Source organism: Streptomyces sp. NPDC003284, assembly GCF_053589675.1.
The window spans coordinates 173407-196251 of the sequence record NZ_JBSFSI010000011.1; the positions used below are offsets into that span (position 1 = coordinate 173407).

General features: G+C 71.0%; 21 protein-coding genes and 1 riboswitch. Of the genes, 12 read left to right on the plus strand and 9 right to left on the minus strand.

All coding sequences use genetic code 11. From position 1 onward, the window contains the following. Positions 1–5: 5 nt before the first annotated feature. A complete protein-coding gene (locus tag ACWDYF_RS23385; protein ID WP_018571360.1) occupies positions 6–1412 on the minus strand; it encodes a family 2B encapsulin nanocompartment shell protein in 1407 nt (468 codons plus the stop codon). Positions 1413–1635: 223 nt separating this feature from the next. On the opposite strand from ACWDYF_RS23385, the gene ACWDYF_RS23390 reads away from it, so the two are divergent. After that, a complete protein-coding gene (locus ACWDYF_RS23390; protein WP_389466364.1) occupies positions 1636–2574 on the plus strand; it encodes a 1-aminocyclopropane-1-carboxylate deaminase/D-cysteine desulfhydrase in 939 nt (312 codons plus the stop codon). Positions 2575–2650: 76 nt separating this feature from the next. Here ACWDYF_RS23390 and ACWDYF_RS23395 read toward each other — a convergent pair whose 3' ends face one another. Continuing rightward, the gene (locus ACWDYF_RS23395; RefSeq protein WP_018571358.1) at positions 2651–4246 is read right to left on the minus strand and encodes a Na+/H+ antiporter; all 1596 of its coding nucleotides are present in this window, start codon (positions 4244–4246) and stop codon (positions 2651–2653) included. Between the two features lie 78 nt (positions 4247–4324). Between ACWDYF_RS23395 and ACWDYF_RS23400 the strand changes: the two genes are divergently transcribed. The 3 genes from ACWDYF_RS23400 to ACWDYF_RS23410 all read left to right on the plus strand — a co-directional run bounded on the left by ACWDYF_RS23400 (position 4325) and on the right by ACWDYF_RS23410 (position 6452). Further along, positions 4325–4585, plus strand: a complete 261-nt coding sequence (locus ACWDYF_RS23400; protein ID WP_018571357.1) for a UBP-type zinc finger domain-containing protein — start codon at positions 4325–4327, stop codon at positions 4583–4585. A 248-nt stretch (positions 4586–4833) separates the two neighbouring features. Then, positions 4834–5250: an ATP-binding protein gene (locus tag ACWDYF_RS23405; protein ID WP_009190566.1), complete on the plus strand. Its 417-nt coding sequence runs from the start codon at positions 4834–4836 to the stop codon at positions 5248–5250. A 17-nt stretch (positions 5251–5267) separates the two neighbouring features. Then, complete coding sequence (locus tag ACWDYF_RS23410) at positions 5268–6452, plus strand: SigB/SigF/SigG family RNA polymerase sigma factor (RefSeq protein WP_389466360.1); 1185 nt, start codon at positions 5268–5270, stop codon at positions 6450–6452. Positions 6453–6489: 37 nt separating this feature from the next. Here ACWDYF_RS23410 and ACWDYF_RS23415 read toward each other — a convergent pair whose 3' ends face one another. Continuing rightward, positions 6490–6948, minus strand: coding sequence for a hypothetical protein (locus ACWDYF_RS23415; RefSeq protein ID WP_018571355.1), 459 nt, complete (start codon positions 6946–6948; stop codon positions 6490–6492). 116 nt (positions 6949–7064) lie between these two features. Here ACWDYF_RS23415 and ACWDYF_RS23420 point away from each other — a divergent pair, with 116 nt between their 5' ends. Together ACWDYF_RS23420 and ACWDYF_RS23425 are read left to right on the plus strand one after the other, a co-directional pair. Further along, complete coding sequence (locus tag ACWDYF_RS23420; RefSeq protein ID WP_381742516.1) at positions 7065–8033, plus strand: diacylglycerol/lipid kinase family protein; 969 nt, start codon at positions 7065–7067, stop codon at positions 8031–8033. Between the two features lie 320 nt (positions 8034–8353). Next, a complete protein-coding gene (locus tag ACWDYF_RS23425) occupies positions 8354–8611 on the plus strand; it encodes a WhiB family transcriptional regulator (protein WP_016639615.1) in 258 nt (85 codons plus the stop codon). A 246-nt stretch (positions 8612–8857) separates the two neighbouring features. Here ACWDYF_RS23425 and ACWDYF_RS23430 read toward each other — a convergent pair whose 3' ends face one another. Then, positions 8858–10324: a sensor histidine kinase gene (locus ACWDYF_RS23430; protein ID WP_381742817.1), complete on the minus strand. Its 1467-nt coding sequence runs from the start codon at positions 10322–10324 to the stop codon at positions 8858–8860. 539 nt (positions 10325–10863) lie between these two features. Continuing rightward, a complete protein-coding gene (locus ACWDYF_RS23435; RefSeq protein WP_389466355.1) occupies positions 10864–11514 on the minus strand; it encodes a TetR/AcrR family transcriptional regulator in 651 nt (216 codons plus the stop codon). A 93-nt stretch (positions 11515–11607) separates the two neighbouring features. Between ACWDYF_RS23435 and ACWDYF_RS23440 the strand changes: the two genes are divergently transcribed. Both ACWDYF_RS23440 and nagB read left to right on the plus strand, forming a co-directional pair. Further along, positions 11608–12405 carry an SDR family oxidoreductase gene (locus ACWDYF_RS23440; protein WP_389466352.1) on the plus strand — a complete coding sequence of 266 codons (798 nt, stop codon included), beginning with the start codon at positions 11608–11610 and terminating at the stop codon, positions 12403–12405. A gap of 437 nt (positions 12406–12842) precedes the next feature. Beyond that, positions 12843–13628 carry a glucosamine-6-phosphate deaminase gene (nagB, locus tag ACWDYF_RS23445; RefSeq protein WP_026253143.1) on the plus strand — a complete coding sequence of 262 codons (786 nt, stop codon included), beginning with the start codon at positions 12843–12845 and terminating at the stop codon, positions 13626–13628. Positions 13629–13936: 308 nt separating this feature from the next. Here the strand turns inward: nagB and ACWDYF_RS23450 are convergent, their stop codons facing one another. From ACWDYF_RS23450 to ACWDYF_RS23465, 4 genes are all read right to left on the minus strand, one after another. Beyond that, a complete protein-coding gene (locus tag ACWDYF_RS23450; RefSeq protein WP_389466348.1) occupies positions 13937–15445 on the minus strand; it encodes a glycoside hydrolase family 3 protein in 1509 nt (502 codons plus the stop codon). Between the two features lie 9 nt (positions 15446–15454). Then, on the minus strand, positions 15455–16321 hold the full coding sequence (locus tag ACWDYF_RS23455) for a carbohydrate ABC transporter permease (RefSeq protein ID WP_018571348.1): 867 nt from the start codon (positions 16319–16321) through the stop codon (positions 15455–15457). Continuing rightward, on the minus strand, positions 16318–17304 hold the full coding sequence (locus ACWDYF_RS23460; protein ID WP_381742512.1) for a carbohydrate ABC transporter permease: 987 nt from the start codon (positions 17302–17304) through the stop codon (positions 16318–16320). Before ACWDYF_RS23460 ends, ACWDYF_RS23455 begins: the two co-directional genes overlap by 4 nt. A 137-nt stretch (positions 17305–17441) precedes the next feature. Beyond that, positions 17442–18725: an extracellular solute-binding protein gene (locus ACWDYF_RS23465; protein WP_381742510.1), complete on the minus strand. Its 1284-nt coding sequence runs from the start codon at positions 18723–18725 to the stop codon at positions 17442–17444. Positions 18726–19188: 463 nt separating this feature from the next. Between ACWDYF_RS23465 and ACWDYF_RS23470 the strand changes: the two genes are divergently transcribed. The 4 genes from ACWDYF_RS23470 (at position 19189) to ACWDYF_RS23485 (ending at position 22596) form a co-directional block, all read left to right on the plus strand. Beyond that, the gene (locus ACWDYF_RS23470) at positions 19189–19953 is read left to right on the plus strand and encodes a GntR family transcriptional regulator (RefSeq protein WP_018571345.1); all 765 of its coding nucleotides are present in this window, start codon (positions 19189–19191) and stop codon (positions 19951–19953) included. A gap of 148 nt (positions 19954–20101) precedes the next feature. Beyond that, a complete protein-coding gene (locus ACWDYF_RS23475) occupies positions 20102–20380 on the plus strand; it encodes a DUF3311 domain-containing protein (protein ID WP_381742508.1) in 279 nt (92 codons plus the stop codon). Further along, positions 20377–21987, plus strand: coding sequence for a monocarboxylate uptake permease MctP (gene mctP / locus ACWDYF_RS23480; RefSeq protein ID WP_389466336.1), 1611 nt, complete (start codon positions 20377–20379; stop codon positions 21985–21987). The genes ACWDYF_RS23475 and mctP overlap by 4 nt, the downstream gene beginning before the upstream one ends. Positions 21988–22089: 102 nt before the next feature. Next, positions 22090–22596, plus strand: a complete 507-nt coding sequence (locus ACWDYF_RS23485) for a GNAT family N-acetyltransferase (protein ID WP_389466333.1) — start codon at positions 22090–22092, stop codon at positions 22594–22596. 62 nt (positions 22597–22658) lie between these two features. Continuing rightward, a riboswitch (cobalamin riboswitch) is annotated at positions 22659–22795 on the plus strand. The last annotated feature ends 50 nt before the right edge of the window (positions 22796–22845 follow it).

Sequence of the window (22845 nt, forward strand, 5' to 3'; positions counted from 1 at the left end):
GCGGCTCAGTACCAACGGCCGACCTCGACGTTCTCCAGGACACCCACCGCGTCCGGTACCAGCACGGCTGCCGAGTAGTAGGCCGTCACCAGGTACTTGACGATGGCCTGTTCGTTGATGCCCATGAACCGCACGGACAGGCTCGGCTCGATCTCGTCCGGGATGCCCTTGGCGCGCAGCCCGATGACGCCCTGGTCCTCCTCGCCGGTACGCAGCGCGATGATCGAGCTGGTCCGGGCCTCGGTGACCGGGATCTTGTTGCACGGGAAGACCGGCACCCCGCGCCAGGTGGGGATGCGGTTGCCGCCCATGTCGATCGTCTCGGGGACCAGTCCCCGCCGGTTCAGCTCGCGGCCGAACGCGGCGATCGCGCGCGGGTGGGCGAGGAACAGCTTGGTGCCGCGGCGCCTGCTGAGCAGCTCGTCCATGTCGTCGGGGCTGGGCGCGCCGTCGTGCGGCTGGATCCGCTGGTCGTACTCGCAGTTGTGGAGCAGACCGAAGTCGCGGTTGTTGACCAGCTCGTGCTCCTGGCGCTCCTTCAGCGCCTCGACGGTGAGCCGGAGCTGCTGCTCCGTCTGGTTCATCGGCTGGTTGTAGAGGTCGGCCACGCGGGTGTGGATGCGCAGCACGGTCTGGGCGATGCTCAGCTCGTACTCGCGGGGGCTGGCCTCGTAGTCGACGAACGTGTGCGGGATGTCCGGCTCGCCGCTGTGCCCGACGGCGAGGTCGACCTCCTTCTCGCCGTACTTGTTGGTGCGCTGGCCCGGGATCGAGCGCAGTTGCCGCAGGTGGGCGCGGAGCGAGTCGGCGCGCTCGGCGACCTGCTCGAAGTCGTGCCGGGACAGGACGAGGACGGTGCACGTGGTGTCGGCGCGGACCGTGTAGTCCCAGATGGCGTCCGGGTCCAGCAGTGCCTGCTCGCCGAAGTAGGCGCCGTCGGCGAGCACACCGAGGACCTGGTCGTCGCCGTACGGGCCGGTGCCGACCTTCTCGGCCCTGCCGTGCGCGAGCAGATAGACGTCCTCGGACTGGTTACCGAAGGAGGCGATCACCTGGCCGGCGGCGATCTCCCGCTGGCGGCAGCGCTGGGCCAGCTCGGAGAGCACGTCGGTGTCCTCGTACCCCCGCAGGGCGGGCAGTTCGCCGAGTTCGGCGGGGATCACCTCGACGCGGTCGCCCGTCTGCACGAAGGTGATCCGTCCGTCGCCGACGGCGTACGTGAGCCGCCGGTTCACCCGGTACGTGCCGCCCTGCACATCCACCCACGGCAGCATGCGCAGGAGCCAGCGCGAGCTGATCTCCTGCATCTGGGGTACGGACTTGGTGGTGGTGGCCAGGTTCCGCGCGGCCGCGGTGCCGAGGCTCTGCTGCGGCCGGTCCTGCTCCGTGCGGACCTCATCGCCTACCGACATAGAGAATTGCCCTCCCGGTCATGCCCGGTGCGATCGGCGCCGGGCATCGATTTGCAGGCCCCAGCCTTCCATCACGTAACGTGGCCGTGCTATTACACGAAAGAGCGGGAATGGATCACCCCCGGGCCGGGCACACATGGGGATCCCATCCGGCGCGCGGGCCGGAATTCCGTACGGCACGGGCATTTCCCTCGCTCCGGCGGACACCGGGGACAATGGTCCGGTGCCCAGCTCCGCCGTCCCTGACCCCACCGGCCCCGCCACTCCCACCGGCCCCGCCGCACTCTCCCCCGTGCTCCCGTCCCCCTTGCAGGAGCTGAGCGACGAGCGGTTCGGCCGGCGCGGACTGCGCCTGCTGCTCAAGCGGGACGATCTGATCCACCCGGAGCTGACCGGCAACAAGTGGCGCAAGCTCGCGCCGAACCTGCGCGCGGCGGCGGGCCGGACGATCGTGACCTTCGGCGGTGCCTGGTCCAACCATCTGCGGGCGACCGCGGCGGCCGGACGGCTGCTGGGCGTGCCCACGGTGGGCGTGGTGCGCGGCCAGGAGCTGGCGGACCGGCCGCTCAACGACTCCCTGGCCCGGTGCGCCGCCGACGGTATGCGGCTGCACTTCGTCGAGCGGTCCGCGTACCGGCGCAAGGCGGAACCCGCGACGCTCGCCGCCGTACTCCGCGCGGTCGGTGCCGAGGACGCCCATGTGGTGCCCGAGGGCGGCAGCAACACCCTGGCGGTGCGCGGCTGCACCGCCCTGGGCGCGGAGCTGGCGGGCCGGGCCGGTGTCGTGGGTGTGGCCTGCGGCACCGGGGGCACCCTGGCCGGACTGGCCGCCGGGCTGCCCGACGGCTGCCGGGCGCTGGGGATACCGGTCCTCAAGGGCGACTTCCTGGCCGCCGAGGTGCTCGGCCTCCAGGAGAGGGCCTTCGGCGGCCGCCGCGGCACCTGGTCCCTCGACGACCGCTTCCACTTCGGCGGCTACGCCCGCACCACCCCGGAACTCGACGCCTTCGCCGACGACTTCACCGGCCGGCACGGCCTTCCCGTCGAGCGCCTGTACGTCGCCAAGCTGCTGTACGCCCTGGTGGCCCTGGCCGAGGAGGGCGCCTTCGCGCGCGGGACGACGATCGCCGCCGTGGTGACAGGACGGCCGTTCCCGCCGTAGCGGAGCGGGCGGCCGGACCAGGGCCCCGCCCCGGCGAACCGCCCCGGGGCACCGCCTCGGGGAACGCTCCCCGCCGCTACGCGGCTTCCCGGTAGGCGGCGGCCTCCTCCAGGTCCAGCCTGCGCAGCAGGGTGCGCAGCATCTCGTCGTCGATGTAGCGGCCGTCGCGCAGGTGCACGAAGACGGCGCGCTCGGCGCCGATCATGTCCCGGGAGAGCCTGCGGTAGGTGTCGTCGACCGATTCACCGGTGACCGGGTTGGTCTGGCCGAGGCGCTCCCACACGGCGTTGCGGCGGCGTTCCAGGACCGAGCGGAGCCGGTCGGCGAGGGGCGGCGGCAGGGTGTTGCGCTCGTCGGCGAGCAGTTCCTCCAGGCGTTCCTCGGCGACCCGGGACGCCTGGGCCTGGGCGTTCGCCTCGGCGAGGGTGGCGGCCTGCGGGTCGGGGCCGGGGAACTTCAGCAGGTGGATGAGCGGCGGCAGGGTCAGGCCCTGCACCACCAGGGTGCCGATGACCGTCGTGAAGGTCAGGAAGAGCAGCAGGTTGCGCTGCGGGAAGGGCTCGCCGCCGTGCACCGTGAGGGGGATGGAGAAGGCGATGGCCAGGGACACCACGCCCCGCATCCCGGCCCAGGAGGTGATCACCGCCCCCTTCCAGGTGGGGTTCTCCTCCCGCTCGCGCACCCGCCGGGACAGCAGTCGCGGCAGGAACGTCGCCGGGAACACCCATACGAACCGGGCGGCCACCACCACCAGGAACACGGCGATCGCATACCAGGCGGCCTCGGCCCCGGAGTACTTCTCCAGGCCGCGCAGGACGACGGGCAGTTGCAGTCCGATGAGGGCGAACACCGCCGACTCCAGGACGAAGGCGACCATCTTCCACACGGCCTCCTCCTGGAGGCGGGTCGCGAAGTCGACCTCCCAGGCGCGGTGGCCGAGGTAGAGGGCGACGGTGACCACCGCGAGGACACCGGAGGCGTGCACCTGTTCGGCGACGCCGTAGGCGACGAACGGGATCAGCAGGGAGAGGGTGTTCTGGAGCAGTGCCTCCTTCAGGTGGGTGCGCAGCCAGTGCAGCGGCGCCATCAGCACCAGTCCGATGCCGACCCCGCCGACCGCCGCCACGAGGAACTCCTCCGTCCCGCCCGACCAGGTCGCGCCCTCGCCGACGGCCGCGGCGAGGGCCACCTTGTAGGCGGTGATCGCGGTGGCGTCGTTGAGCAGGGACTCGCCCTGGAGGATGGTGGTGATCCGGGAGGGCAGTCCGACGCGGCGGGCCACCGCCGTCGCCGCGACCGCGTCCGGCGGGGCCACCACGGCACCCAGCACCAGCGCGGCCGTCAGCGGCAGCCCCGGCACGATCCGGTAGGCGGCCCAGCCGACCACGAAGGTCGCGAAGAGCACGTAGCCGACCGAGAGCAGGGCCACCGGTCTCAGCTGCGCCCGCAGGTCCAGGTAGGAGCTGTCCGCGGCGGACGTGTACAGCAGCGGGGGCAGCAGCAGCGGCAGGACCACCTCCGGGTCGAGCGTGTAGTCCGGCACGCCGGGCACGTAGGAGATCGCGAGTCCTGCGGCGACCAGCAGCAGCGGTGCCGGCACGGGGGTGCGCCGGGCGGCCCCGGCCACCGCGGCGCTGCCCGCCACCAGCAGAAGCAGCGGCATCACGTCCATCGTCCTCGCCCGCCCATCGTGTCGTCCCGCCCGGCTCTTCCGCGCGGTCCTCCGCGCGGAAGTCGTAATCTGGCAATCATGAAACAGTGCACGCACGCCGACGCGCTGCCGTATCCGGAGCCCGAGCCCCGAAGCGAGACGTGCCCCGAGTGCCTGCGCGACGGCACACATCCGGTGCAACTGCGGCTCTGCCTGACCTGTGGCCACGTGGGATGCTGCGACTCGTCGCCGGGCCAGCACGCCACGACGCACCACAAGGACACCGGGCACCCGGTGATGCGGACCTTCGAACCCGGGGAGGACTGGCGCTGGTGCTTCGTGGACCACGTCCTGGTGTGACCGGGTTTCCCGACGGTTCGACCGTCTGACGTGTGGGTACGTCAACCCGGCGCGCGTTGTTCCTATTTGGATGCGCCCAACCCCTAGCCACGGAGCGTATCCGTATGTTTACTATGAGTGACAGGAAGGGGTCGGGGTCCCGGAACACGAGCGCCGTGAGCGCGGTAGCGTCACCGCTGGACCATGAATCGTGTGCCCCGGGGGGCGACCCTCGGCCCTAGAGAGCTTGTACCACCTTGGAGGTGAGGGTGTCCCAGATCGCAGGCGAGCCCGCGGCGAACCAGGACTTCGTGGAAGTCCGGCTGCCGGCTGCGGGTGCCTACCTGTCGGTGCTGCGGACGGCCACGGCCGGCCTGGCGGCCCGTTTGGACTTCACCCTCGACGAGATCGAGGACCTGCGCATCGCAGTGGACGAGGCCTGCGCGATCCTGCTCCAGCAGGCCGTGCCCGGCTCGGTGCTCAGCTGCGTCTTCCGGCTGGTCGACGACTCGCTGGAGGTCACCGTCTCGGCCCCGACCACGGACGGTCACGCCCCCTCGCGGGACACCTTCGCCTGGACCGTCCTGTCGGCCCTGGCGGGCAAGGTCTCCTCCGCCGTGGACGAGGACAAGACCGTTTCGATCAGCCTCTACAAACAGCGCGGCGCGGGACCCGGGCCGGCGTGAGGAACGGGGACGGGCCGGTGCGGGACGAAGAACGCGGCACACGGGGGCTGCCGACCGAGGGCGGGACCCCGCCTCGCGCCGACGCGGCCGGAAAGCCCGACAGGAGCGTCCAGGGCGCCCAGGGCGCTCCGGCGGAGCCCGCACGGCCGGCGGGCGGCATCGACGGCATCCCCGAGCAGGCCAGGCCGCATCCGGAGGACGGCACCGCGGAGTCGGGGCCCCTGGACGCCGAGCCGCGGGAGCGGGACGGCGCCACGCGGAGCGACACCTCCGCGCGCGGGGACTCCTCCGCCCCGTCCGCCCGGTCCGCCCGGTCGCAGCGGCCGAGGGCGGGAGAGGAGGCACGGGCTCGGGGAAGGGCGACGGGCGGGACGATGAGCGAGCACGAGCGGGACTCCGAGGACACCGCGCAGGGCGCTCCGCGCGTGCGCGGGGCGCAGCACGACCCGCACGACCGCAGCGGCGCACGCGCGATGTTCATCGAGCTGCGCGCGCTGCCGGACGGCAGCCCGCAGTACGCGGAGCTGCGCAACCAGCTGGTCCGGATGCACCTGCCCCTCGTCGAGCACCTCGCGCGCCGCTTCCGCAACCGCGGCGAGCCGCTGGACGACCTCACCCAGGTCGCCACGATCGGACTGATCAAGTCGGTCGACCGCTTCGACCCGGACCGCGGCGTGGAGTTCTCCACGTACGCGACCCCGACGGTCGTCGGCGAGATCAAGCGGCACTTCCGGGACAAGGGCTGGGCGGTGCGCGTACCGCGCCGGCTCCAGGAGCTGCGGCTCTCGCTCACCACGGCGACGGCCGAGCTGTCCCAGTTGCACGGCCGCTCCCCCACGGTGCACGAACTGGCCGAGAAGCTGGCCATCTCCGAGGAGGAGGTCCTGGAGGGCCTGGAGTCGGCCAACGCCTACTCCACGCTGTCCCTGGACGTCCCCGACACCGACGACGAGTCCCCGGCGGTCGCCGACACCCTCGGCGCCGAGGACGAGGCGCTGGAGGGCGTGGAGTACCGCGAGTCGCTGAAGCCGCTGCTGGAGGATCTGCCGCCGCGCGAGAAGCGCATCCTGCTGCTGCGCTTCTTCGGCAACATGACCCAGTCGCAGATCGCGCAGGAGGTCGGCATCTCGCAGATGCACGTCTCGCGGCTGCTGGCCCGCACGCTGGCCCAGCTCCGGGAGAAGCTGCTGGTGGAGGAGTGACCGGAGCTCGCCGGTGCGGCCCCGCCGGGGCGCGCGGTTACCGCTGGCCGCTCTCCTGGGCACGGCCCGGTCCCCTGATGCCGAGGGCCCGGGTCGTCGCCGGGTGGACCAGCAGGACCAGGGAGGCCACGGCCACGGCGGCGAGGGCGACACCCGCCGGGACGGCCACGCTGTCGGCCTGGAGCAGGCTGTAGGCGACGGGCAGCGCCATGATCTGGGTGATGAGCGCGGGCCCCCGGCTCCAGCTGCGCCGCAGCAGCAGCCCCCGGGCCGCCAGCAGCGGCAGCAGCGCGAGCGCCAGGACGGTGATCCCGCCCGTGACGGCCTGCTGCCGGTCGTGCCCGCCCGTGAGACCGAGGACCAGCATCCAGACGCCGCCGACGAGCAGGGCCAGGCCCTCCAGCGCGCACAGCGCCGCCGCGGCGGTCAGCCGTCGCGGGCGCGGGCCGGAGGGTGCGTCCGTGGTGCCGGTGGAGGGGTTCTGCTCACTGCTCACCCCAGAAGGGTAGCCCTCGCCGCGCACCGGACCGTGTCCAGGCTCACGCCCTCCCCTCTTACCCGATCCCTACCTCGGCCTGGGCCGAGTACTCCTCAGTAGGTACGCTGCTGACCATGCGTGCACTTCTCGTGGTCAATCCGGCGGCTACCACCACAAGCGCACGTACGCGCGACGTCCTGATCCACGCGCTCGCCAGCGAGATGAAACTGGACGCGGTCACCACCGAGTACCGCGGCCACGCCCGCGACCTGGGCCGACAGGCCGCCGACAGCGAGGACATCGACCTGGTCGTCTCCCTCGGCGGCGACGGCACCGTCAACGAGGTCGTGAACGGACTGCTGCACCGCGGCCCCGACCCCGAGCGCCTGCCCCGCCTCGCGGTGGTGCCCGGCGGGTCCACCAATGTCTTCGCCCGCGCCCTGGGACTGCCCAACGACGCCGTCGAGGCGACCGGCGCGATCCTGGACGCCCTGCGCGAGGGCAGCGAACGCACGGTCGGCCTGGGACTGGCGTCCGGGACGCCGGGCACCGACGACGCGGCGGTCCCCGAGCGCTGGTTCACCTTCAACGCCGGACTGGGCTTCGACGCGGGCGTGGTCGGCCGCGTCGAACAGCAGCGCGAGCGCGGCAAGAAGTCCACGCACGCGCTGTACGTACGGCAGGTGCTGCGCCAGTTCTTCGGCGAGCCGAACCGGCGGCACGGCGCGATCACCCTGGAGCGGCCCGGCGAGGACCCGGTCGCCGATCTGGTGGTGGCGATAGTGTCGAACACCTCGCCGTGGACCTACCTGGGCAATCGCGCGATGTACACCTCGCCCCGGGCGTCCTTCGACACCGGCCTCGACGTGCTCGGACTCAGCCGGCTGTCCACGGCCGCGGTCGCCCGGTACGGCACCCAGTTGCTCACTTCGTCCCCCGAGCGCGGACCGCAGGGCAGGCACGCCCTGTCACTGCATGACCTGAGCAGCTTCACCTTGCATTCGAAGGCGCCGCTCCCCCTCCAGATGGACGGTGACCATCTGGGGCTGCGTACGAGCGTGACGTTCACAGGCGTACGCCGTGCACTGCGTGTGATTGTGTGAGTGGAAGGGCCCAAAGTCCTTTCACTCGAACGTTTAGGCCAGGATCCACCCCATGGAAGTACGGCTGTGACCTAGTCGACACCGAGGAATCCAAAAAAAGTTTCCGGAAGGGGTTGTATCCGCCGCCGAGGTTTGCGAATCTCTACATGGCGATCGGGACGGCCCAACACACCGGGCCCCGGAGATCGCCGGAACCCCTCTTCAATCCACAGGACCACGCCAGGGAAACCTGACGATCGGCCCTTCACTTGTTGAGGGATTCGTGAAAGCGTTCACATTCACAAGCAACTTGCACGTAATACCAAGGAGAGGTAGCAGCCATGGACTGGCGTCACAACGCCGTTTGCCGCGAGGAAGACCCCGAGCTCTTCTTCCCCATCGGCAACACCGGTCCTGCGCTGCTGCAGATCGAGGAAGCCAAGGCCGTCTGCCGTCGCTGCCCGGTTATGGAGCAGTGCCTGCAGTGGGCGCTCGAGTCCGGCCAGGACTCCGGCGTCTGGGGTGGTCTCAGCGAGGACGAGCGCCGCGCGATGAAGCGCCGCGCCGCTCGCAACCGGGCCCGTCAGGCCTCCGCCTGACCACAGCCACCCCGCTGACAGCCTGAGCTTGGCGGCGCGTACAGCGCGTACGCATCCCCCGCACCCGAGCCGCAGCGCGCAGTACCACCGATGCTCCCCGAGCTCTTCGAGCAGGGGTACCCCACCTGATGGGGCAGCAACGAGCGACTGGCCCCGGACCGATCACGGTCCGGGGCTCTTTGCTGCGCCGGGGCCCGGACTGCTGTGCCGGAGCCCCGGACGCCGTCACCGCGACGGCCACGACACCTACTTGGCGGTCCCCACCGGGATGTCGAGCAGGACGCGCGTGCCGCGCTCCGGGGCCGGGACCATGTCGAAGGTGCCGCCCAACTCGCCCTCGACCAGGGTGCGCACGATCTGGAGACCCAGGTTTCCGGAACGGTGCGGGTCGAACCCGTCGGGCAGCCCCACGCCGTCGTCCTGGACCGTCACCAGCAGCCGGCCCTCCCGCGTGCTGCCGCCGCGGACCGCGGAGACCTCGACGGTGCCGGTGTCGTCCTGGCGGAACCCGTGCTCCAGCGCGTTCTGGAGGACTTCGGTCAGCACCATCGAGAGCGGGGTGGCGACCTCGGCGTCCAGGATCCCGAACCGCCCGCTGCGCCGGCCGGTGACCTTGCCGGGCGAGATCTCGGCGACCATCGCCAGCACCCGGTCGGCGATCTCGTCGAACTCCACCCGCTCGTCCAGGTTCTGAGACAGCGTCTCATGCACGATGGCGATCGAGCCGACCCGGCGGACCGCCTCCTCCAGTGCCTCCCGGCCGCGCTCGGAGTCGATGCGCCGGGCCTGGAGCCGCAGCAGCGCCGCCACCGTCTGGAGATTGTTCTTGACCCGGTGGTGGATCTCCCGGATGGTCGCGTCCTTGGTGATCAACTCGCGTTCGCGGCGGCGCAGTTCGGTGACGTCGCGGCACAGGACCAGGGAACCGATGCGGGTGCCCTTGGGTTTGAGCGGAATGGCCCGGAACTGGATCACCCCGTCACTGGCCTCGATCTCGAACTCGCGCGGGGCCCAGCCGCTCGCCAGTTTCACCAGTGCCTCGTCCACCGGCGCGCGGGACGGGGCGAGTTCGGCGGTGGCCTCGCCGAGGTGGTGGCCGACGAGGTCGGCGGCGAGACCGAGGCGGTGGTAGGCGGACAGCGCGTTCGGCGAGGCGTAGGTGACCACGCCGTCCGCGTCCAGCCGGATCAGCCCGTCCCCCACGCGCGGCGAGGCGTCCATGTCGACCTGCTGGTCGGGGAAGGGGAAGGAGCCCGCCGCGATCATCTGGGCCAGGTCGGAGGCGCTCTGGAGATACGTCAGTTCGAGCCGGCTCGGGGTGCGCACGGTGAGCAGGTTGGTGTTGCGCGCGATGACACCGAGGACGCGCCCCTCGCGCCGCACCGGGATGGACTCCACGCGCACCGGCACCTCCTCGCGCCACTCCGGATCGCCCTCGCGGACGATGCGCCCCTCGTCGAGCGCCGCGTCCAGCATCGGGCGGCGGCCGCGCGGCACGAGGTGGCCGACCATGTCGTCCTGGTACGAGGTCGGCCCGGTGTTGGGCCGCATCTGGGCGACGGACACATAGCGGGTGCCGTCCAGCGTCGGGACCCACAGCACCAGGTCGGCGAAGGAGAGGTCGGAGAGCAGCTGCCACTCCGAGACCAGCAGATGGAGCCATTCGAGATCGGAGTCGTCGAGGGCGGTGTGCTGGCGTACGAGTTCGTTCATGGAGGGCACGTCTGCGAGCGTACCCGGGCGTTTGTACGGTCCTGAAACACCCGGCGGGGCGAGGCGGGCCGGGGCTCGGCCCGGGGCGGAGGGCTCACGCCGGGGCGGTGGGCTCGGCGGTCAGGCCCCCGGAGACACCCGCGGGCCGCGGCGCCTGGGAGGGACCCTCAGCCCTCCCGGCACCGCAGCCCGGAGCAATATCGGCCGTGGGGTGTGCGGTCCCGGTCGGCCGAAGGATGAGGAGCCGGAGCAGTCAGGGCAGAGAGCACCGGTTCCTCGGTCCGTCCTCCTGTGCGGGGAGAACGGAGGTTCGTGTGTTCACCTCGTGTGCACGGACGGGTCGCGCGGTCCGCGGTCCGGGATCCCCCTCGATTGTGGACTAGACCACTTGGGCCTGTCCATGAGCGGGCAGCTGTTCGTTGTGCTTTCTTCATCGAACGGCGTGATCGAACGGCCGCACAGGATCGAACGGCCGTACAGGACCGGCCGGTCCCGCCGGGCACCGGGCGCTCACCAGGCAGCAGCCTAGCCCGCGCGGCTCAGCGGCGGGGCCAGACGGCCAGGGCAATTTCCGCGACCGCCTCCAGCTCCTCACGGCGTGCGCCGTCGCGCGCCTGCTGGGACATGCCCTGCACCAGTGCGCCGACGTACCGGGCGAGTGCGCCGGTGTCGGTGCCCTCCGGCAGCTCCCCGGCGGCGACATCGGCTCGTATCCGGCTCTCGAACGCGGCGATGTTCTCGTTGCGCCGGGTCCGCAGGGACTCCTCCACCTCCGGGGTCGTGCAGTTCGCGGCCGCGTGGATGACCAGACAGCCGTGCGGGCGGTCCGGCGCGGTGTACTCGGCCGCCGCCTCGCGCAGCATCCGCTCGACGGCGGCACGTGCCGTGGGCTCCTCGGCCAGGGCGCGTTCGCCGAAGGAGCCGTACCGCTCGCCGTAGTCGCGCACCACTTCGGCGAAGAGCGCCTGCTTGTCGCCGAAGGCCGCGTACAGGCTGGGGGCGCCGATGCCCATGACCCGGGTGAGATCGGAGACGGAGGTGCCCTCGTACCCGTTCTCCCAGAAGGCGAGGACGGCCTTCTCCAGGGCGGTCGCCCGGTCGAACGAACGCGGCCGTCCACGGCGCCTGGCGGCGGGCGCGCGCTCCTGCTCTCCGCCGACCTGCGCTTCTTTCTCCTGCTGTGCCTCCATGGAGTGATTTTATAGCGGCCACTAGAGAACTGTCAGCGGGCTGTTGTACGGTCTTTCTGTAGCGACTGCTAGGGAAATGCGAGGGGGCCTGACATGGGCGTCATGGGAACGGACGAGCGGACCGGCGCGACCGGACGGACAGGCGCGCTCGCGGGCCGCACCGCGCTGGTCACCGGGGCCGGCAGGGGCATCGGGCGGGGCGTGGCCGAGCGGCTGGCCCGGGACGGCGCACGCGTCGCGGTGCACTACGGCAGGAGCGCGACGGCGGCCGAGGACACGGTCGCGGCGATCGAGGCGGCCGGCGGATCGGCGTTCGCGATCGGCGCCGAGCTGGGCGGCCCCGGCGACGCCGAAACGCTGTGGGCGGAGTTCGACCGGCACGCGGACGGCCTGGACATCCTGGTGAACAACGCCGGGATCGGCACGTCACAGCCACTGGAGGAGATCGAGGAGAAGGAGTACGACCAGGTCTTCGCGGTGAACACCAAGGCGCCGTTCTTCCTCGTCCGCCACGGCCTCCACCGGCTGCGCGACGGCGGCCGGATCGTCAACGTCTCCTCCGGCCTCGCGCGTACGGCGGTGATGCCGGACAAGGTGGCCTACGCCATGACCAAGGCCGCGCTCGACGTGTTCACCCGGGACCTGTCCAAGCTGCTGGGCCCCCGCGGCATCACGGTCAACTCGGTCGCGCCCGGAATCATCGACACCGACAACACGGCCGGCCTGCTGCACGGCACACCGGGCGGCTGGGACCGGGCGGCGGCGATATCCGCGCTCGGCCGGGTCGGCGCACCGGCGGACGTGGCGGACGTGGTGGCCTTCCTCGTCTCGGACGCGGGACGGTGGGTGACGGGGAGCTGGGTGGACGCGACAGGGGGTTCGCTCACCTGAGGGGACGGCGGGAAGCGCAGGAAGCCCGGGGAGACGGGGGGACCGGGGGGGACGGGGAGCGCAGAGACAGCGGAAGGGCGTGGGGACGCAAGGCGGGGGCACAGGCACGGGGACACACAGGGGGCGCGTGGAGGAGACAGGGGAGACAGGGACAGGGGGCGGGCGGCGGGGGGTGCGCAGGGGGTGGCGGATCAGGGGGCGGGAGGGGTAAAGAGGAGACGCGGGACAGTGACGCGGGACGGGGCCGCCGCAGGCGGTTCGCGGGGTGCGGCGCGCGCGGTGTCCGCGGTGCCGGGCGCGGGGTCCATGGTGAAGGACCGATGATCGCGCGGGCCGGGTCCCGGGAACCCGATTCTGCTAGATTGGTCTAAACCACACGACCCCTCCTTTCCGGGTCCGGTCCCCTTCTCGGCTCTCCTCAGATCGGCAGGCCCAGCGTGGAAGTTGTCATCGTTCCGGATGCCAGGGCGGGCGGCGAGCTCATCGCCGAGGCCATGGCGCAGCTGCTGCGGCGGAAGCCCGACGCCCTGCTCGGCGTGGCCACGGGTTCTACTCCGCTGCCCATCTACGAGGCGCTGGCGGCCAAGGTTGCTTCCGGTGCCGCGGACACCTCCCGGGCCCGGATCGCGCAGCTCGACGAGTACGTGGGGCTGCCCGCCGACCACCCGGAGTCCTACCGGTCCGTCCTGCGCCGGGAGGTGCTGGAGCCGCTGGGGATCGGCATGGAGGCGTTCTTCGGCCCGGACGGCACCGCCGAGGACGTGCAGGGGGCCTGCGAGGCGTACGACGGTGCGCTGGCCGCGGCCGGAGGGGTCGACCTCCAGCTGCTCGGCATCGGCACGGACGGGCACATCGGGTTCAACGAGCCGTGCTCCTCGCTCGCCTCGCGGACGCGCATCAAGACGCTGACCGAGCAGACCCGGGTGGACAACGCGCGCTTCTTCGACGGCGACGTCGAGCAGGTCCCGCACCACGTGATCACCCAGGGCATCGGCACCATCCTGGAGGCCCGGCACCTGGTGCTGCTGGCCACCGGTGAGGGCAAGGCGGACGCGGTCGCCGCGACCGTCGAGGGCCCGGTCGCCGCGGTCTGCCCGGCCTCGGCCCTGCAACTCCACCCTCACGCCACCGTGGTCGTCGACGAGGCCGCCGCCTCCAAGCTGAAGCTCGCCGACTACTTCCGCCACACCTACGCCAACAAGCCGGACTGGCAGGGGATCTAGGGCCTCTCCCACTCCCCTCCTCCCCCTTCTCCTTCCCTTTCTCCTCCCTCCGTCCCGCGCGGCCCGCTCCGGCCGTGCGCGGACGAGGTGCGCGAGGCGTCGGCGCCCGGTGAGGGCGACCGGCGCCTTTGCCGTACCCGTGCCGTTTTGCCGTACCCGTGCCGTCGCCGTGTCCCGTGCCTCCTCGCTGTCCCCTGTGTCCCCTGTGTCCCCTGTGTCGGCTGTGCCGACGTCTCCCGCCCCGGGCGGGATGCCCGAAGGCGCCGGTCCCCAGGGGGTGACCGGCGCCTGTGCGGGTGCGGTGCGGGCTACTTCCCGGCGATGATCTCCGCCGCCGCCAGGCCGCAGACGCGGGCGGCGCCGTGGGTGGCGATGTGCAGGGCGCCCCGGGGGGTGGCCTGCGGGACGCCCATCTCGACGACGATCGTGTCGGGACGGGCCGCGATCAGCGTGTCCAGGGCGGCGGCCATCCAGGGATGGCGGTGCTCGTCGCGGACCACCGCCACCACACGCCGGTCGCCGGCCGCCCGCAGGGCCGCCTGTCCGGCGTCGTCGCCGCTGAAGCTGCCGGTCTCCGTGCCGGGCAGGAGCCGGGACAGTTCGGCGGCCACGCCCCAAGGGGTCTCGTCGCCGACCGCGATGTTGGCGACCGGGGTGAAGGCGGCGACGTAGGGCGCGCGGTCGAGCGGAGTGAACGTTTCCGCGACGGTGACCCGCTGGGCCCGGCGGGCCGCGCGCAGACCGACCTCGGGGTCGGCGACGACGGCGGCGCCGGTGGCCGCCGCCTCGGCGGTCCAGCGAGCGAGGGCGCGCACCCGTGCGGCGGCGTCGGCGAGCCGCTCCTCGGGCAGGTCGCCGGAGCGGACCGCGCCGACCAGGGCGTCCCGCAGCCGGTCGACGGTCTTCTCGTCCGCGAGGCCGCCGCCCACGCAGATCGCGTCGGCACCGGCGGCGACGGCGAGGACACTGCCCCGCTCGATGCCGTAGGTGTCGGCGATGGCCTTCATCTCCACGGCGTCGGTGACGATCAGGCCGTCGTAGCCCAGTTCGCCGCGCAGCAGTTCGGTGAGCACCCGCCTGGACAACGTTGCCGGAAGGTCCGGCTCCAGGGCCGGGACCAGGATGTGCGCGCTCATCACGGCCTTGGTCCCGGCGGCCACGGCCGCGCGGAACGGCACCAGGTCGCGGGCCTGGAGCACCTCGGCGTCCACGTCGATGCGGGGCAGCGCGTGGTGCGAGTCGACCGCGGTGTCGCCGTGCCCGGGGAAGTGCTTGGTGCAGGCGGCGACGCCCGCGGCCTGGAGTCCGCGGACGTAGGCGGCGGTGTGCCGGGCGACCAGGTCGGTGGAGGCGCCGAAGGAGCGGACGCCGATGACCGGGTTGCCCGGGTTGGAGTTGACGTCCGCCGAGGGCGCCCAGTCGAAGTTGACGCCGCACTCGGCGAGCCGTCGGCCGAGTTCGCGGGCGACGTCCTCGGTCAGCTCCACGTCGTCCACCGCGCCGAGCGCGTGGTTGCCGGGGAAGCTGGAGCCGGTGCGCACCTCCAGGCGCGTGACGTCGCCGCCCTCCTCGTCGATGGCGACGAGGACGTCCTCGCGCTCGGCGCGCAACCGGGCGGTGAGGGCGGTCAGCTGCTCCGCGGTGGCGACGTTGCGGCCGAACAGACCGACCGAGGCCAGTCCTTCGCCGAGCCGGCGCAGCAGCCAGTCGGGGGCCGTGGTCCCGGTGAAGCCGGGCTGGAGAACGGTCAGCGCGTCGCGGGCGAGACGGTCGCTCGCCGCGTTGGAGGCGGTGGCACCGCCGGCGAATGTCGTCATCGGGTGGTGTTATCCCTTCACGGCGCCCGCGGTCAGGCCCGCGGCCATCTTGCGCTGTACGAGGAGGAACAGAACGACGATGGGCACCGCCATCATGGTGGCTCCGGCCATCATCGGGGCGTATTCGGTGCCGTTCTTGGTGGTGAAGTTACCGAGCCAGACCGTGGCGGTCTGGTTCTGCTGGCTCATCAGCATCAGGGCGTAGAGGTACTCGTTCCAGGCCTGGATGAAGCCGTAGACCGAGGTGGCGACCATGCCGGGGGCGAGCAGCGGGAAGACCACGCGGACGAAGGCGCCGGTGCGGGTACAGCCGTCGACCATGGCGGCTTCTTCGAGTTCCTTGGGGATGTTGACGATGAAACCGCGCAGCGTCCACACCGTGAAGGGGAGCACGAAGGTCAGATACGTGATGATCAGGCCGGTCAGCTTGTCGTACTGACCCAGGTCGTTCAGCAGCAGGAAGATCGGGATGATCATGGCGACCAGCGGCACCATCTGCACCGCGAGGATGCCCACGATCACGATCTTGCGGCCCCGGAAGGCGAACCGGGAGATGGCGAGCGCGGCCAGTGTGCCGACGACGATGCCGACGCCCACGACGACCAGGGACACGATCAGGCTGCGCCCGACCGGGCCCCAGAAGTCGGAGACCTCCAGGGCGCGCTTGAAGTTGGCCGTGGTGAAGCCGGTGGGCAGCAGGCTCGGGTCCGGGTCGATGGCGTCCTTGGCCGGCTTGAACGCGGTGTTGAGCATCCAGTAGAGCGGGAAGCCCAGGACGACGAAGACCAGGAGGCCGAGCAGGTTCCAGCCGAGCTTCGGCGCCCGGCGGCGGCGGACCGCGGGGGCGGCGGTGCTCGTGCCGCTCAGGGTGCTCATTCGACCTCTCCGATCTTCAGCATCTGGCGCATGTACACGGCGACCACGCCCAGCAGCAGCAGCACGGTGATCAGGGCGATCGCCGAGCCCTGCGCGTAGTCGTTGACCACGAAGGCGCGGTCGTAGGAGTAGGTGTTGAGGATCTGGAACTCGGCCTCGGGGTGGCCGCCGCGCATGACGAACACCTGCGGGAAGACGCCCATGTCCCAGATGACCGACAGGGTCGTGAGCATCACGAGGACCGGCTTGAGGATGGGCAGGGTGACATAGCGGAAGACACCCCAGGCGCCGGCGCCGTCGAGCCGGGCCGCCTCCTCCATCTCCTTGGGCACCTGCGTCAGACCGGCGCTGAGCGTGATGACGACGAAGGGCACGGCGCCCCAGACCACGAGGAGCATGATCACCGCGAGGCCCTGGGGGCCGCTGGCGAACCAGTTGTGGCCGATCAGCTCGACCCCGGGCAGCTTGCTCAGCAGCGCGTTGAGGATGCCGTAGTCGGAGTCGAAGAGCCACTTGAAGACGGTGGTGGCCACGATGACGGGCATGCCCCAGCTCGCCACCAGCGCGATGTTGATCAGCGTCTTGACCCAGCCGGAGACCCGCTGCTGGAGCAGGGCGAGCGCCATGCCGATGACCATGGTGAGGATCACGCAGCCGGCGGCGAAGACGATGGTGCGCACGACGACCGACCAGAACTCGTCGTCGCTGAGCACCTTGGTGAAGTTGGAGAACCCGACCCACTCGGCCCCCTGGAAGCCCCACAGCTGCGGCTGCCCGAACTTCTGGAAGGACAGCGTGACCAGCCGCACCAGCGGGTAGGCCATGACCAGGGCCAGGATCAGCAGGCAGGGGGCGAGCAGCAGCCATGGGGTCGCCGCGCCGCCCGACGTCCGGTTTCTGCGGGGCCGGTCCGCAGCGGCGGGTGGCGGCGCCTGCCGCGGTGGCGGCACCTTGGCAGGGGTGGTCGTGTCTGCGGCACTCATCGCGCGCTCCTCAGCGGCCGTCAGGTGGTACGAAGGCGAAGCAAGGCAAAGCCCGGCACGGCCGTACGGGGAGCGGGCCCCGTGAGACGGCCGTGCGAGAAGCAGGGCCCCGCCCGCGGCAGGGCCCTGCGCTCAGGTCACTTGGTGTTGATGACCTTGTCGATCGCGGCGTCCGCCTCCTTGGCGGCGTCCTCGACCGACTTCTTGCCGGTGCCGATGCTCTGCAGCATGGTCTGCAGCACCTGGGCCTTCTCGACCTGGCCCCAGCCCGGCGCCATCGGGACGAACCAGCTGGACTCGGCCGCGGTGGCCGGGACCGCCGTCTTCGGGTCGCTCTTCAGCGTCGCGAGGTCGGTCTTGTTGTTGGGCAGGTTGCCCTTGGCGATCAGGCCCTTCTGTCCGGCGGTGCCGGTGAAGGCGTTGATCCACTCGGCGGCGACGGCCTGCGCCTTGGACTTGACCGGGACGGCCAGGTCCGAACCGCCGAGGAAGACCGGCATGTTCTTGCCGGACGGGCCGGGCATCACGAAGTTCTCGACCTTGTCGGCGAGCTTGCCGACCTTGTCGTTCTTCGGGTCGGCGGCGGTCGCGCCCTCCCAGGCGGCGGCGAAGATCATGCCGGACTTGCCCTGACCGTAGACGATGGGCCGGTCGGCCTCGTCCTTGGTCTTGTCACCGTGCATGTACTTGTCCAGGACGGCCTTGTAGTCGTTCAGGCCCTTCAGGGACTCCGGCGAGGAGAGGTTGGCCTTCCACTGGCCGCCGTCCTCCTTGGCGATGGAGCCACCGGCGTCGTAGACGAAGGACATGGCGGCGTACCAGTCACGGCTGGGCTGGTACCAAGCGCTGAACTTGTCGCCCTGCTTCTTCTGCACCTTGTCCAGGTCGGCGATCAGTTCCTGGTAGGTCTTCGGCGTGGTCTTCACATCGGACTGCGCGAAGATGTCCTTGCGCCAGTTGGCGACGCGGCCACCGGCGTAGTAGGGCACACCGTAGGTCTTGCCCTCGTACGTCACGGAGGCCTTGAGGCCGTCCAGCCACCCGGAGGAGTTGTCGAACTTCGACGCGTCCAGCGGGGCGAAGGCGCCCTTGACCATGTAGCCGAGCATCTCGGTGTTGCCCATCTCGACCACGTCGGGGGCCTTGTCGGTGGCGAGCACCGCGTCGAGCTTGGTGTTCTTGTCCGGCCAGCCGTAGTACTCGTGCTTGACCTTCAGCCCCGGGTGCTTCTTCACCACCGCGTCGTCGGCGGCCTTGACCAGGTCCGGCCAGTTGTTCTGCGCGTCGACGGTGAGCCAGACGGTCAGCTCCTTGGCGTCCGCACCGTTCGAGCCCCCCTTGTCGTCGTCACTGCCGCCACAGGCCGCGATGGAGACCATCATTCCCGCGATACCGATCGCGGCAACAAGCTTGCGCTTCACGCCACCCTCCTCAGGGATGCCACAAACCCCCCTGCCTCCCCGCGGTTGAGCGACAGTCGGAAGCGTCAGCGCACACCGCCCATGGGGCCGGGACCTGGACCAATGGTGTAGACCAGTACGGGGAGCTTGGCCCAGACCAATAGGGCTGTCAAGGGTGCGCCGACCTGCTCAGGTGCTCCGTTATGGGACCGCGATATGCAGGGACCTTTCATTGCTCATGCGGTCAAACGGACGTCTCCGCTCCACTGGACCACCGGCCGTCACTTCCCCCCGGTCGCGCGCCTGTTCGCGTGGACCACCCGGGCCGGGGACGGGCGATGGACTAGACCAGCGGGGGTCACGGCGGTATACAGAGGAGATCACGGAGCGTGCGGGTGCCACCCGTCACAAGAAGCCGTGCCACGATGTGAGCCGTGGCCGACGGGAGTCGGTCGCTTCGGCACTGGAGCCGGGAAGGCAGAGCATGAGCACCGACGTCAGCAGTGCGGAGAACGAGGGTGGGGCGACCGTCCGTACCGCGCGCGTGCCCAAGTACTACCGCCTGAAGAAGCACCTGCTCGACATGACCCAGACGCAGGCGCCCGGCACGCCCGTGCCGCCGGAGCGGACCCTGGCCGCCGAGTTCGACACCTCCCGCACGACCGTGCGCCAGGCGCTCCAGGAACTCGTCGTCGAGGGCCGGCTCGAACGCATCCAGGGCAAAGGCACCTTCGTCGCCAAGCCGAAGGTCTCCCAGGCGCTGCAACTGACCTCCTACACCGAGGACATGCGTGCCCAAGGACTGGAACCGACTTCTCAGCTGCTGGACATCGGGTACATCACCGCCGACGACCGGCTCGCCGCCCTGCTCGACATCACCGCGGGCGGCCGGGTGCTGCGCATCGAGCGGCTGCGCATGGCCAACGGCGAGCCCATGGCCATCGAGACCACGCACCTTTCGGCCAAGCGCTTCCCCGCGCTGCGCCGCAGCCTGGTCAAGTACACCTCGCTCTACACCGCCCTCGCCGAGGTCTACGACGTCCATCTCGCCGAGGCCGAGGAGACCATCGAGACCTCGCTGGCCACCCCCCGCGAGGCCGGGCTGCTCGGCACCGATGTCGGCCTGCCCATGCTGCTGCTCTCCCGGCATTCCCAGGACCGCACCGGCCAGCCCGTGGAATGGGTGCGCTCGGTCTACCGCGGCGACCGCTACAAGTTCGTGGCGCGCCTGAAGAGGCCGATGGACTGATCCCGCCCCGCCCCGCCGTGCCCCTGCGCCCGGTCCCCGGACGATGTCCGTGGAACCGGTATCCGGACAAGGGGTTCCGTTCGCTTGTCACCGTGACCTAGATTGCCTGCGCATCGCACCGGTGACCAGCACAGGAACGGAGCCGCACATGTCAGATGGGCCAGGAGTGGGCAAAGGGGTGGTGACACCCCTGCGGGTGGTCATCGGCCTCTGCCTCGTCGCGCCGTTCGTGGCGATGCTGTGGGTCGGTTCGTACGCGAAGACCGACCCCACGTTCATCGGCATCCCGTTCTTCTACTGGTACCAGATGCTGTGGGTGATCATCTCCACGGTCCTCACGGTGATCGCCCACCGGCTCTGGCAGCACGACCAGCGCGGGCGCCGCACCGGTGACTCCGCGTCCGCGAAGGGCGGTGCGGCCCGGTGAAGGACGGCGTCAACGGCGTCGCGCTCGGCGTCTTCATCTTCTTCTTCCTGCTCGTCACCGTCATGGGCTTCCTGGCCGCGCGCTGGCGCCGGGCGGACAACGAGCACAGCCTGGACGAGTGGGGCCTGGGCGGCCGCTCCTTCGGCACCTGGATCACCTGGTTCCTGCTCGGCGGCGACCTGTACACCGCCTACACGTTCGTGGCGGTGCCCGCGGCGATCTACGCGACCGGCGCCGCCGGGTTCTTCGCGGTGCCGTACACGATCCTGGTCTACCCGCTGATCTTCACCTTCCTGCCCCGGCTCTGGTCGGTCTCGCACAAGCACGGGTACGTGACGACATCCGACTTCGTGCGCGGCCGGTTCGGCTCCAAGGGCCTGTCGCTGGCGGTGGCGCTCACCGGCATCCTCGCCACCATGCCGTACATCGCGCTCCAGCTCGTCGGCATCCAGGCGGTGCTGGACGTGATGGGCGTGGGCGGCGGCGAGAACACCAACTGGTTCGTGAAGGACCTGCCGCTGCTGATCGCCTTCGGCGTGCTGGCGGCGTACACGTACTCCTCGGGGCTGCGCGCGCCCGCGCTGATCGCGTTCGTGAAGGACGCGCTCATCTACATCGTCATCGCGGTCGCGATCATCTACATCCCGATCAAGCTGGGCGGGTTCGACGACATCTTCGCGGCGGCCTCCGAGAAGTACAGCAAGGCGGGGGCGGGCGGACTGGCACCGGCCTCGGGCGGCCAGTGGACGTACGCCACCCTGGCGCTGGGCTCCGCGCTGGCGCTGTTCATGTATCCGCACTCGATCACCGCCACGCTGTCCTCGCGCAGCCGCGAGGTGATCCGCCGCAACACCACGATCCTGCCGCTGTACTCGCTGATGCTGGGTCTGCTGGCGCTGCTCGGCTTCATGGCGATCGCGGCGGGTGTGAAGGTGCAGAACGGCCAGCTGGCCATCCCGCAGCTGTTCGAGGACATGTTCCCGGACTGGTTCACGGGCATCGCCTTCGCGGCCATCGGCATCGGCGCGCTGGTACCGGCGGCCATCATGTCGATCGCGGCCGCGAACCTGTTCACCCGCAACATCTACAAGGACTTCATCAAGCCGGACGCGACGCCCAAGGAGGAGACCCGGGTCTCCAAGCTGGTCTCGCTGCTGGTGAAGGTGGGCGCGCTGGTCTTCGTGCTGACCATGGACAAGACCGTGGCCATCAACTTCCAGCTGCTCGGCGGCATCTGGATCCTCCAGACCTTCCCGGCCCTGGTCGGCGGCCTGTTCACCCGCTGGTTCCACCGCTGGGCGCTGCTGGCCGGCTGGGCGGTCGGCATGGTCTACGGCACGGTCGCGGCCTACGGGGTCGCCTCGCCGACGCAGAAGCACTTCGGCGGCTCGGCCAAGGAGATCCCGGGCATCGGCGAGATCGGCTACATCGGCATGACGGCGTTCGTGCTGAACGTGGCCGTCGCCGTGGTCCTGACCTTCGTCCTCAGGGCTCTGAAGGCCCCCGACGGCGTCGACGAGACCCGTCCGGAGGACTACACGGCCGACGCCGGGGACGCCGGTGTCTCCGCCGAGCTGCCGCCCGCCACGGCGGGCAGCGCCCACTGAGCGGACGCCCCCTTCGAGGAGGCCGACGCCTTCGACCGGGCCGACGGGCCGCCGGGAGAATCCGGCGGCCCGTCGCCGTGTCCGTGCGGCACACTCGGGGTCATGGACCTCGTGATCAGGCCGGCGCTGCCCGGCGAGTACGCCGCCCTGGGCGAGATCACCGCCGAGGCGTACCTCCGGGACGGCCTGCTGGACTTCGGAGCCGACGACCCGTATCTGGACGTGCTGCGGGACGTCGCCGGGCGGTCGGCGGCCTGCGAGGTGCTGGTGGCCGTGGCGCGGGACGAGGTGCTCGGCGGGATCGCCTTCGTGCCGTCCGGCGGGCCCATGGCGGATATCGCGGGCCCCGGCGAGGCCGAGCTGCGCATGCTCGCGGTCGACCGCGCGGCGCGCGGCCGGGGCGCGGGCGAGGCCCTGGTGCGGGCCTGCGCGGACCGGGCGCGGGCCACCGCGGGCTGTGTGCGCCTGGTGCTGTCCACCCAGCGCACCATGCACACCGCGCACCGCCTCTACGAGCGCCTGGGCTTCGTCCGCACCCCGCGGCGCGACTGGAACCCCCTGCCCCACCTGGACGACATCCGGCTGCTCACCTACGCGTTGACCCTCTGACACCCTCCGCAGTCGACGCGACACAACATATGGGGGTGGCTTCCACACCCGGCACAAGATGTATGCTCATCCTCGCTGTCGTCGCAGGGGAATCCGGTGCGAATCCGGAACTGTCCCGCAACGGTGTACTCGTACGCACATGCCCTTATGGCCGCATACGAGCGTCAGTCCGAGGACCTGCCGACAGTGCGCCCGGCCGTCCGGTCCGGGTGTCTGACGTCCGGGCCTCGCGGAATGGGCCGGTGGACG